Below are 12,540 nucleotides of genomic sequence, written 5' to 3' on the forward strand. Positions count from 1 at the left end.
AAATGTGGAAGAGATTATTGTTACATACATAAAACAGTCAAATGAAGAAATAGATATTGCAATTCCAAATGACGTAAAAGTGGTGCAAATTATTGAATCGATTTTACATCATGAAAAAATAGATGAAGCATTAAGCGGGATCTATGAAATTAGAGTGGCAAAAGATAAAGAGGAGTGGCATTCTATTCGAAATGATGAAACGTTGCGCGATAATGATGTATGGGATGGACAATATGTAATGCTACATAAAAAAGGAGCAATTATCCCTTCTTTTGAAATGATGCCAGCAGAAGAAGTTTATAATGAACCTGTTAAACAAGATATGTCTTCTAGTGAAGAAGATTATGTATGGAAAATCATTGAGTAATAGTTTTTGGATGGGGAAGGAGAAATGTTTTGTGCAAAAATCACCGTATTTTCAACGCTCTCCGCGTGTGAAAGTAGATATACCGACAGGGGATGTTATTATTCATGATCCACCGAATATACCGGAGGAGCCGAAGTTTTCAATTGAAACAATGTTACTGCCTGCAATGATGACGGTTTTAACATTGGTATTATATTTTGTAATGATGAAATTTATGAAGATGAATGCAAGTTATATGCCATTAATGATGGTTTCAAGTATTCCGATGTTGGGGTCATATCTATTTACAACGATGGGACATTTCCGTAAAAAGAAAGAACATCGTCAAATGGTTGAACAATTACAAACAAGATACTTAGAGCAAATTCAAAAGCATCGAGTGGAATTAGATACGTTAAAGGTTGAACAAGCAAAATATTTAATTACACAAAATCCAAGCCCATTAAAAAGTGTACAAAGAATTGAAAATCGGGAAAGTAATTTATGGGAGCGTACACCTGAAAGTCCGGACTTTTTAGATATTCGTATTGGAACTGGAGAAAGACCATTCCTTGTAGAATTGAAGGTGCCTGAGCAGAAAGGTTATGAAGAAAATCCATTAGTTACAGAAGCACAAAATGTGAAAAGAGATTTCAATACGATACCAAATGGACACATTTCTATTTCTTTGAAAAAAAACGATGTAATTGGTGTAGTTGGAAATAAAGAAGATAGACTAAACTTTATTCGAATTGTAACGACGCAAATTATGACGCATCATGCACCAAATGAAGTGAAAATAGCAGCATTTTATCATGAGAAAGAGAAAAAGCAGTGGGATTGGATGAGGTGGCTTCCTCACGTATGGGATGAACAGAGAAGTATGCGCTTTTTATCTGAAAATCAACAAGATGCACAGAAACTAGCTGAAGTATTATTTACCCCACTTAACATGCGTAGAATCTATAATTCCTCTGCGCAAGCGGATGCCAAAGTTCCTTTAATTCCGATGTATGTCTTTTTCTTATCAGCGAGAGAATTATTAGAGGATGACCCTTTAATTCCCATGCTACTTAGAGAAGGTGAAAGTGTAGGAGCTTCTACATTTATTTTTGCGGAACAGAGGGAACGTTTACCGATGGAATGTGATCTTGTAATAAGCTTAAATGGAGAAAATGGTGAATTAGTAGAAACGTTTTCAAGTTCAGCTGAGAATAGTGGAACAACGCGTGCTAGTTTTAAAGTAGATCGACTTTCATTCGAACGATGTGAATTAGGAGCGCGAAGTATTGCTCCAATTCGAATGAAAAGTTCAACAGCAGCCAACATTCCGAAAGTATTAACATTTTTAGACTTGTTTCAAGCTAAAAACATGGAAGAATTACAAGTGCTAGAGAGATGGAAAGAAAATCGATACCCGACTTCATTGCCGGTTCCAATTGGTGTAAGAGAAGGAAGTAAACCTGTTTTTCTAAATATTCACGATAAAATAGAGAAAAAAGGGCATGGTCCGCACGGTCTAATGGCTGGTACAACTGGATCAGGAAAAAGTGAAGTAATTCAGTCTATAATAGCGGCGTTAGCGGCAACCTATCATCCTCATGAGATGGCATTTATGCTTATCGACTATAAAGGTGGTGGAATGTCAAACACATTTGCGGGATTACCGCATATTATTGCATCTATTACGAACTTAGAAGATCCAAACTTAATTGAGCGTGCCAGAATTTCATTAAAGGCAGAATTAGAGCGTAGACAAAAATTATTCATTCAGGCTGGAAATGTCCAGCATTTAGATGAATATTATGAAACAAGCTGGCGCGAAAAAGAACCTTTACCACATTTATTTATTGTTATTGATGAGTTTGCTCAAATGAAAAAGGAACAACCAGAATTTATGGACGAGCTAATTAGTGTCGCTGCAATAGGAAGGACGTTAGGAGTTCACTTATTATTAGCAACTCAAAAACCTTCAGGGGTTGTAAATGACAAGATTTGGAGTAACTCGCGTTTTCGAATTTGTTTACGTGTACAAGATGATGCGGATAGTCGTGAAATGTTAAAGATTCCAGATGCATCAAAAATCAATGTACCAGGACGAGGGTATCTCCAAGTTGGTAGCAATGAAGTATTGGAATTATTCCAATCAGCATGGAGCGGAGCACCGTATAATCCAAATGAAGAGAAAGTTCTTGATATAGTTGATTTTACAGAAGTTAAGCTCTCGGGTGAAAGAATAAAAGTGAAAAAGCGTCCAAAACCAATGACAAATAGTCCAAAACAACTACAAGCTTTTATTCAATATGTACAGAGCGTATCAGAAAAAGAAAATATTAAAGCATTACCAGGACCTTGGCTGGACCCATTACCAGAAAAATTATTGTTAAAAGAATTTTATGCTATGGAAGATTGGACAATTGCTGAGTGGAATAAATCAAAAGAATATTTACAAGTAACAGTAGGATTAATTGATGATGTTGCAAATCAAGCGCAATTTCCGCTGAAGTTAGATTTACAAGAAGGACACTTAAATATTTATGGTATGCCAGGAACAGGAAAAACAACGATGTTACAAACAATTATTATGTCTCTAGCAGTATCTCATACACCAGAAGAAGTGAATTTTTATATTATTGATTTTGGTCGTATGTTCTTAGATTTTAGAGATTTACCTCATGTAGGCGGGGTTGTACAAGAGGACGAAAATGAAAAAATGAAACGTCTATTCGGATTTTTAAAGAAGGAAATCACGTATAGAAAAGAGCGTTTTTCTAATATCGGTGCAAAGTCATTCTCTATGTATAATCGAATGGTTGGAAAGAAAATTCCTGCTATCGTTGTAATGGTAGATGGTTATATAAGATTTAAAAATGAATTCGAAAAAGAGAATGAAGTATTAGAAATGTTATTACGCGAATCAAGCACATATGGCGTGTACTTCTATTTCTCACTTAATCAAACAATTGATATGTTTGATCGTGTTCGTAATAATATACCGATGGCAATTACATTTGAATTGCAAGATAGAGCTGAATATCCTAGTTTAGTTGGTAAACCGAATTTCCCGTTAATTGAAGTTCCTATTGGCCGTGGGTTAATGAAAGGACAACCACCTGAATTGTTCCAAGCAGCACTGCCGTTTATAGGTGAAAGTGAATTAGAATACTCACAGCAATTAAAAACGATTATTCAAAAAATGGGCAGTGAATGGAATGGTGAAAAAGCAAAAGAGATTCCAATGGTTCCTAAAGAAATATTTGTAGAAGATATAGTTGAGCAATTAGAACCAACTCAAATTTCTGCAGGAGTTGAAACAGACGATATCCGTTTGCAAAATTTTTCATTGGACGAAATGAATCATATATTTATTGGTGGAAGAATAGAAGGCGGGAAAACATCATTATTACAAACACTTCTTTTCACTACTACATACCAATACTCTCCAGAAAAGGTTGAGCTATACTTAGTAGACCTTGGTGAAAGACCTACTGGCATATTAGCTCTTGGAGATTTACCTCATGTGAAGAAGAGAGTTACAGATGATATGCAATTAAAAGAAATGTTAGATGAATTGTTAGAGCTAATAAATAATAGAGAAGCAGTAGTACCTTCTATAGATCCAAAGGTAACAGTGGAGTTTCCATATAAGAAAATAATCATTGCAATTGATGATATTGATCAAATGTTAACGGTATTATCAACTGATTATGAGGCGAAAAATAAAATGGAACTAATAGTTCAAAATTGTAAAAATAAAGGGGTTCATTTTTTAACGGCGGCTACAACATCTAGTGTAAATAGCTTTTCACATGAAAAATGGTTTGGAGAAATTAGAAAGAGAAGTATAGGTTATTTATTAGGAACGACCCACAATAACGATGTATATTTCTTTAATATGAAACTTCCACATGCTGAAATCGATCAAGAATTATTAAGTGGGGATGGATATTGCATACGTAGAAAGCCAATAAAAATAAAATGTGCATATACACCATTACATTTACTTCGCACGATGACAGACAAAATTAGTGTGAAATGGTCTGAATTAAAAGTGAAATAATATTAAAATAGGGTTAAATTACTATAAAATAGAATTTTTTTGTAATTTAACTCTTTTAAAATTGTATGAATATAGTTTATAATCTAATTGTTGTATCATTTATGATTTGAAAGGGGAAATTAATACAATGACAGAAATTAAAATTAGACCAGAAGACCTTGAAAGAATTTCTAATAACTTTAATAACGCAGCTGCGGAAGCACAAAGTCAAGTTAATAGACTTGAAGGCGATATTAAAAGTTTAGATGGACAATGGGCTGGGTCAACACAAGCAAAATTCAGAGGAGAATTTGAAAATTCTAAACAAAAAATGCAACAATACATTCCTATTTTAGAAGGAATTTCGAGAGACCTAAAACGTATTGCTGAGAAATTCCGTAGTACAGATAACACATACTAAGAATAGAACAATTGCAAAAGACCAGGAGCTATTGTTCCTGGTCTTTTATATGAAAAATTGTCATATGAGAGTAAGGGGATAAAATGGGATTCCGACCGGAAGTAGGAGAAGAAATTAGTCTTAATAAAGATGTTTATCGGTTTGAGAAACATCCAGCAGTAGTTGGGATTGAAATGCCATATGGGCAAGAAGGTAGACAAGGAACAGTCTATCAACTACAACATGAAAATGGTATGGAACGAATTGCATTAAAAGTCTTTAAGGAACGCTATCGCGAGGAAAAACATCAACTAGCATTTTTGAAACCACTTTCTTCCTTAGCGGGTCTTAAAGTATGTTCACGCTATATTGTTACTAAAGAAGAACATATATCTGCTATCGAAAAATCAGAAGATCTTGCTAACAGTATTGTAATGCCTTGGATTGAAGGTCCAACTTGGGCTGATATTTTACAAGAGCAACGAATGTTATCAAAAGAACAATGTTTCTTTATTGCAGAAGCATTTCTTACAACACTTAAAATGATGGAAGAAAATGAAGTTGCTCATAATGATTTATCGTCTAGCAACATACTTGTACCTTTCTTAAGTGAAAATCCAATTAAAGGTCAACACTATATCGAACTTGTTGATGTTGAGCAAATGTATGGCCCAAAAACGAAAAGACCTTCGTTATTGCCAGCAGGTTCAGCGGGTTACGCACCGATGTATTTAAAAAGTGGAGTATGGCAAAAAGAAGCCGATCGATTTGCTGGTGCTATTTTATTGGGAGAAATATTAAGTTGGTGTAGTGAAGAAGTTCGAAATAAAAAATGGACGGATGCAAGTTACTTTAAAACGGAAGAAATGCAGACAGAATGTGAAAGGTATACGTTACTTCAGCAAGTATTACATGATGAATGGAACGGGGAAATTGCAAAATTATTTAAGCAGGCATGGAGCAGTAAATCTTTCGCAGAATGCCCAAGCTTTGCACAGTGGTACAATGTATTTAATAGCGCGAGAGAAAGAATAAAAATTGATGCGGAAAGGCAGTCAGCAGAAGAACACTCTCTTTTTGTATCAAAATGTTTGGAAATTGCAAGATTATTAGAAGAGAGAGGATTTAAACAAGCGGCATTATATGAGTATAAAATAATTTTCAATTCACTCAATCCATCAAAAGCTCTACAAAAAGAACTCGCATATATCATTCAAACTATGGAGAGTCAAGAGCCTGAAATAAATAATAAAATGGTCCTACAACATTATTTGGAATTAGCTACTGAATTGGAACGAGAAAACAATGCAGCATTTGCTTGTTTCGTCTATTCACGAATCGTACAATTTCCAAACATTGACCAGGCGTTAAAACAGGAAATTGAAAGCATTATTGAAGAGATAAAAGAAGAGCAAGGAACACAGTCGCAGCAAGAAGTAGCAGCTACAATTACAGTGCCAAATAGCATTCTGCAGAGCCGAAAACAAACGAAAAAACAAGTGGAATATGATGTGGATGATGAAATTTTAAATGCAAAAGCATCAAATCAACCACTCACAATAACGCATGAACAAAGCGAACCGTCGGCTTTTTCTACATGGTGGAAAAAGAATAAAAAGCGAATTTTGATTATTGGTTCAACTGTAGTGGTTGTTATAGGTGGTTCAACGTTATTTTATTTCTACACAACAAACGCTAAATATCAAAAGTTTATGGAACAAGCACGACAAGCTTATGATGATAAAAAATATACAAAAGCTGAAGAAGCTGTTGGACATGCAATTGCTGTGAAGGGTAAAGACGAGGCTTATCTCCAATTAGCAACGATTTACGTTGCTGAAGGAAAAAATAAAATTGCAATCGATTATATTACAAAACTAATAAAAGATAGAGAAATCGATAAAGAAAATAATGAAGCTGCTTATCTATTAGCTTCAGCGAATTTCCGAATTGGAAAATATCAAGAAGCAGTGCAAAATTTTGAACAAGCGCTAGCGAATAATGCAAAAGGAATTGAACCATACAAAAAAGATGCGATGCGAGATTTAGCTGTAAGTCATATGAAAATGAAAGAATTTGAAAAAGCGGAAGATGTTATTGTCAAAATGAGCACGAAGACAAATGAGGATAAGGCAATTGTTTCTTATTTAAAAGGTCAATTATCAACCGCAACGGTACAGTTAGACAAAGCAGAATCTTTCTTTAAAGAAGCTATTATGCAAGATTCAAAGAATGCCATATATACAATTGAACTTTCAAATTTATATGTGCTTTGGAATAAAACAAATCTAATTGATAGTGCAAAGAAAGAAATGAATTATCAACAAGCATCTCACATTTTACAAGTAGCGATTCAAAAAGATATGAAAAATATTGAGTTGTTAAATCAACTAGGAATTGTGTATTACGAAGCGGGTCAATTTTATGAAACGCGAGATGGTGCAAAGAGTACTGCTGCATATCAGCAAGCGTTAGAAGCTTACAATAGAGTTGTCAGCAGTGGAACACGCGACATAAATACGCTTGTAAATATAGGGATTTTATACGATAAAGTGGGACAAGGGAATGAAGCAGAGAAGCTTTTCACAGAAGCATACTCACAAAACGATGAAAATCCACATGTGAATTTTGCATTCGGGATGTTTAAAATTAAACAGAAAAAATACGAGGAAGCAAGTCGTTTCTTAAGAAAAACAGTGCAAGCAAATGAAAATGAATCCGAAGTGAAAGCTGCGCAAGAAAAACTAACAGAAATGAAAACAAACGGTTGGATTCAATAAAGATAGGAAAAGGGGAAAAGGACATGGAGGAAAACAATAATAACTTAGGGAAAAAAGTCGCTATATCAGTAATGTCAGTAGCTTTATTTGGGACGTCAGGATATCTTGTGTATGACAAAGGCTTTAAGACAGTAGGAAAAGAACAAGTAAAACTAGCAAGTAATACAGAAGAGAAAAAAGATGATCGTATTACAGGGGGCGATTTACAGTCTATGTTCCCGAATTTAGTCGCTGATCCTGCAAAAAAAGATGAAAAACCCGGCGAAAAACCAACTATTAATTTAGCAGACTTAATTGGGAATAATAAATCACCAATTACGCCAGTAACATATAAACCAGATGAAGTATCGGTGGAAAAGAAAGATCCGCAGATTAAATTATCAGATGCACCAACTCCACAAAAACTAGATTTACCAACTAATATGGTTGGACCTGTGGCAGAACCAAGTAAAAATAATGATAATGCTCAATTACCTACATCTACTGTAGAACCGCCAAAAACTAATACCGGAACAGGAGGAACTGGAACAGAAGGAACTGAAACAGGAGGAACTGGAACAGAGGGGACTGGAAAAGGAGGAACTGAAACAGAAGGAACTGGAACAGAAAAACCAGAACCAAAACCGGATCCAGAACCAAAACCAGAACCAAAGCCAGAACCAGAACCAGAACCAAAACCGGAACCAAAACCAGAACCAAAACCGGATCCAGAACCAACACACCCAACAATTACAGTATCACCAAAAACAGGTGATATTTTAGTTGAGTGGTACGCAGGAAATGGAAAATACTACTCATCTGTTTTCTTTAATGATTTTTATACGAGTCAAAAAGAACTGGATGAAAATGCATTAAATAATTTAACAAACTACTATAGCAAAAAAGAAGACTGGACGCTCGTTAGCCAATTGAATACACCATCAAAATCAAAATCGATAGCTGAACATAAGTTAGCATTAGATAATGTAGAACAAATTCTTACAAGTGGTGAATATTCAAATGAGAGAGCACTATTCTATTTACGTAATCAAATGAATGTATTAAATGAATCGGTTACTACACAAGAAGAATTACAAAGATATTTAAGTGAAAATAAGAAAGATTATATTAAATCTGTAGCAGAAAAAGTTTATCAAACAGCAATAGAAGAAAAAAGAGAGTGGTCAAATACAGGGGATGTAGCATCTTTAGAACAAGCATTAAGTAAATTTTATTTAGTTACATCAGTACTTGAAAGCGTAGATCCTACATTAGTAGAAAAAGCGAATCAAGGTGTAGAAGATATTTTCAACAAGCTATTACAAGAAGAATTACAGAACCTTAATATCCAAACAACAGTAGTGCAGTCTGCAACTGAGATACAAGAAAAAGCAAGCCCTGTAAAAGAAAATACTAGCAGTAATGAAGGAAAAGCAGTTACAGAAGAAAATGAGGCAACAAGTACAACAACTGAGAAAAACCAAAAAGATGCTAAGACTGAAGGTACCAAAAATAACGAGAAAACAAATAATATCGATTCAAGTACTCAAAAAGCACAAGTAAAATCTGAACCATTTAGTCAAGAAATCGATCAAATAGAAACATATTTAAATCCAACGAATCCACAATATGAAAATGCTTTACTATTAGCAAATAAGTATATTGACGGTGCAACAGGAGAACGAAAAGAAAAATTAGAACAGCAATTTAGTGCGGCTGTAGAGGGACTTCGTGGACAAATTAAAGATTCTAATTTCAAAGTCGAAGATGCTATAAATAAAGCGAATTTATTAGCAAATACGACAAGAGTAGAAAAATCCGTTCAAGATGAATCTCATAAGTTATTAATGCCGCTAATGTTTGAAAGAAAAGCAAACGATGCTGCAAATAATGGAGAATATTATACAGCAGTATTAAATATTGCAAATGCAATTCGTACAAAGCACCCATTGGAACGTTCAAGAGAAGAAATGGTTAATTATGCGAATAAATTATGGACAGATACAGAAAATGAATGGAATAAAATGAATGGAACGACAGGATGGCAAAGTGAAGTAAGTAAAAACTTATTACCATCATACACATTACTTGCACAGTTAAAGGATATTGATAAAACGATTGGCCAAATAAGCGGTATGAATATGATTGATAATGCATCCAAAAAAATGGAGGGAATTCAACTTGTGCAATTAGCAGGTGATGAAGCAAATAAAGAAGGACAAACGAGCCTTTATAATGCTTTACATTATTATGGTCAAGCAGCTTCTCGAGGTGTTGTTGACAAAACAGGATTTTCTAATGTTGCTAGTCTAGTAATTAAAGAAGCAAAACAGTTAGAGAAAACGCAATATAAATCAGCGTTAAACAACTATCAAATTTTATATAAAACACCAGGTATTGAAGAATTAGGAATTAAAGATGAGGTAAAAGCGGCAATTGAGTATTTGAGTACATTTGAAGCTGCAAAGGTAAGCGGAAATAAAGATACGATTGAAGATTTAGCTTCAGCAATTGAATTAACTTATCGTTCTATGGAACTAGGATATCCAGAAGCAGATGCAAAAGAATGGATGAATACGGTAGCTCTAAAAATGTTTAATAAAGGTGCAGGATATATGTCTGCAACTGATACGAATAATGCGTATAAATGTTTTGAATTTTTAACTCGTGATAAATATGCAAATGCTATTAATGGAGAAATAACGAAACAAGCAAAAGAGAATGTAGAAAAAATTAAATCTATGAACGTTAAAAAATAATTAGATTTAACATTCGCCATCTTACTTTACGTAAGATGGCGAAATTATTTCGCATAAGGAGTAAATATTAATGAGTTTAGTAGAAATTTGAATTTTACTAAACTCATTAATTATTCATTAAAGCCACACTATGCATAATACAGAATTTGAAAGGTGGAAAAAAGATGATTAGCAATTTAAAAAGGGAAGCATTAGCCTCATTGAAAGGCCGATGGGGATTAGGGGGAGGTTCAACGTTTCTTAATTATCTCATCCCCGTAGCAAGTATGTATATCATTGGTATAGTAGTATTTCTAATTTTTGGTTTGTTTATAGATATTATAGGACCTGAGAACTTTGTATATTATTCATATGGCGAACCTCAAATTAATTTTGGATTGATTTTATCTCAAATTATTGTATGGGCTATTATTTTTATTCTTTATATTGTTGTACAAAGTGTTATGAGTTACGGCTATTATACAATCACATTACGTTTAGCGAAAAATGAATCTACCACAATAGGTGATCTATTTGCTGGTTTCAATTCAAATAATATATTTAGAGCTATGAAATTAGGTATCTTACAAACAATATTTATTAGCTTATGGAGTCTTTTGTTCATTGTTCCAGGTATTATTAAATTTTTCTCTTATTCTATGGCTTACTACATTATGTTAGAGGATCCAGAATGTACAGCAAGTGAAGCAATTAAAAAAAGTAAAATGATGATGAAAGGACATAAGTTAGATTTATTTATCACTTGGTTAAGTTTCATTGGTTGGTTTATTTTAGGTTCATTGGTGGGAATATTTACACTAAATCTTCCATATCTTTGGATTACGCCATATTATACTACTACAGTATCACATTTCTACCTAAATCTAGTAAGTAGAACTAATAATACAAATGAAGTACCAGTTATCAATATTCAAAAATAACGGATTTAACATTCGCCATCTTACTTTAAGTAAGATGGCGAATTTATTTCACATAAGGAGTGAAGTTCAATGAATTTACTAGAAATTTGTCCATTAGATGAGGCGTTAGTGGAAGCTTTACAGAATGAAGAAAAAAGAGTTCATTTTTATGAGATATTACAGAAATCAAATTTGTACGTTGTTGCTTCTGTAGAGGGAGATACAACTGTAGATGAAGAAGGGAATTTGATTTCAACTGAAAATACACAATTGCAAATTCATTATTTTGAAATGGAAGAAGGATTAATGTTACCACTGTATTCTGATTTGAAACATTTAGAAATGGTTATTCCAGAAGAATGTCCATACGTCTCTATGAATGCAGTTGAATTATTAAAGACGATAGATTTAGAGGCAAATGTAATATTAAATCCAGGAACAAAATTTCAAAAATTATTTGTAAAGGAAGAAATTGAAGCGATTTGTGATAATAGTATTTTTGATGTTTTTTCTAAAGAGGATAAGTAAAATTTGATGCAGTTCTATTCATTTTTGGTATAAAATAGAGGAAGGTGGGAGAAGGTTTGGAAATTAAGGTCAAACCTGAATAACTCGAACAAATTGCCAAAAACATATCAGAGATGCAAACACACAGCCAGAACATACAACAAAATCTCAATCAATCTATGTTTAGTATTCAAATGCAATGGCAAGGAGCAACGAGTCAGCATTTTTATGGGGAATATATGAGATCAATGAGACTCATGGAATCTTACATACGTAACTTACAAGTTACAGAAAAAGAATTACGGCGTATCGCTCAAAAGTTTCGTCAAGCAGATGAAGAATATCAAAAGAAACAAAATGAAAAATTGAAAGAAACCCATAAAAAAGAAAAGAAACATGAAAAATCATGGTGGGAAAAGGGAGTAGAAGGAGCAGCTGAATTCATTGGAGTAAATGATGCAATTCGTGCAGTTACCGGTAAAGACCCTATTACAGGAAAAGAATTATCATCAAAAGAAAGACTCATCGCCGCAGGATGGACACTCCTAAACTTTGTTCCTGTTGGAAAAGTGGCAAGTCTTGCTGGAAAAGGAATAAAGTATGTCGCTTCTAGCTTTGGCAAGACGATTGTAAAAGCAGGAAAAAGACTAGGCGAAGGCGTAACAATGGTAGCCGGAAAAGCTGGCAAAGTAGCTGTTGATGGCATAAAGACAGCCAGCCACAAAGTAACAGAAGGTGTAAACTTTGTAGCCTCGACAGCAAAAGGATTTGCCGACAAAATCGGAAGTCTATAGAACAAAGGTGCCACAACCGTAAAAACAACTTTCTTGC

8 protein-coding genes are annotated in these 12,540 nt (G+C 33.9%); all 8 read left to right on the top strand.

What is annotated here, in order from left to right; genetic code table 11:
* Positions 1 to 4 precede the first annotated feature (4 nt).
* The 8 genes from ACUXEY_RS19950 to ACUXEY_RS19985 all read left to right on the top strand — a co-directional run bounded on the left by ACUXEY_RS19950 (position 5) and on the right by ACUXEY_RS19985 (position 12,503).
* Positions 5 to 367 carry an EsaB/YukD family protein gene (locus ACUXEY_RS19950; protein ID WP_144611187.1) on the top strand — a complete coding sequence of 121 codons (363 nt, stop codon included), beginning with the start codon at positions 5 to 7 and terminating at the stop codon, positions 365 to 367.
* 31 nt (positions 368 to 398) lie between these two features.
* The gene (gene essC, locus ACUXEY_RS19955; protein WP_461301423.1) at positions 399 to 4,406 is read left to right on the top strand and encodes a type VII secretion protein EssC; all 4,008 of its coding nucleotides are present in this window, start codon (positions 399 to 401) and stop codon (positions 4,404 to 4,406) included.
* Positions 4,407 to 4,533: 127 nt separating this feature from the next.
* A complete protein-coding gene (locus tag ACUXEY_RS19960; protein WP_000136048.1) occupies positions 4,534 to 4,806 on the top strand; it encodes a WXG100 family type VII secretion target in 273 nt (90 codons plus the stop codon).
* An 83-nt stretch (positions 4,807 to 4,889) separates the two neighbouring features.
* Positions 4,890 to 7,565, top strand: a complete 2,676-nt coding sequence (locus ACUXEY_RS19965; RefSeq protein ID WP_461301424.1) for a tetratricopeptide repeat protein — start codon at positions 4,890 to 4,892, stop codon at positions 7,563 to 7,565.
* A 23-nt stretch (positions 7,566 to 7,588) separates the two neighbouring features.
* Positions 7,589 to 10,303 (top strand): hypothetical protein, encoded by a 2,715-nt coding sequence (locus ACUXEY_RS19970; RefSeq protein WP_461301425.1) that lies wholly within the window; start codon positions 7,589 to 7,591, stop codon positions 10,301 to 10,303.
* A gap of 164 nt (positions 10,304 to 10,467) precedes the next feature.
* Positions 10,468 to 11,223 (top strand): DUF975 family protein, encoded by a 756-nt coding sequence (locus ACUXEY_RS19975; protein WP_461301426.1) that lies wholly within the window; start codon positions 10,468 to 10,470, stop codon positions 11,221 to 11,223.
* A gap of 69 nt (positions 11,224 to 11,292) precedes the next feature.
* Positions 11,293 to 11,730 carry an SseB family protein gene (locus ACUXEY_RS19980; protein WP_461301427.1) on the top strand — a complete coding sequence of 146 codons (438 nt, stop codon included), beginning with the start codon at positions 11,293 to 11,295 and terminating at the stop codon, positions 11,728 to 11,730.
* 113 nt (positions 11,731 to 11,843) lie between these two features.
* A complete protein-coding gene (locus ACUXEY_RS19985; RefSeq protein WP_461301428.1) occupies positions 11,844 to 12,503 on the top strand; it encodes a WXG100 family type VII secretion target in 660 nt (219 codons plus the stop codon).
* The last annotated feature ends 37 nt before the right edge of the window (positions 12,504 to 12,540 follow it).

The sequence above is a fragment of the Bacillus sp. F9_6S_D1_P_5 genome, assembly GCF_054823925.1.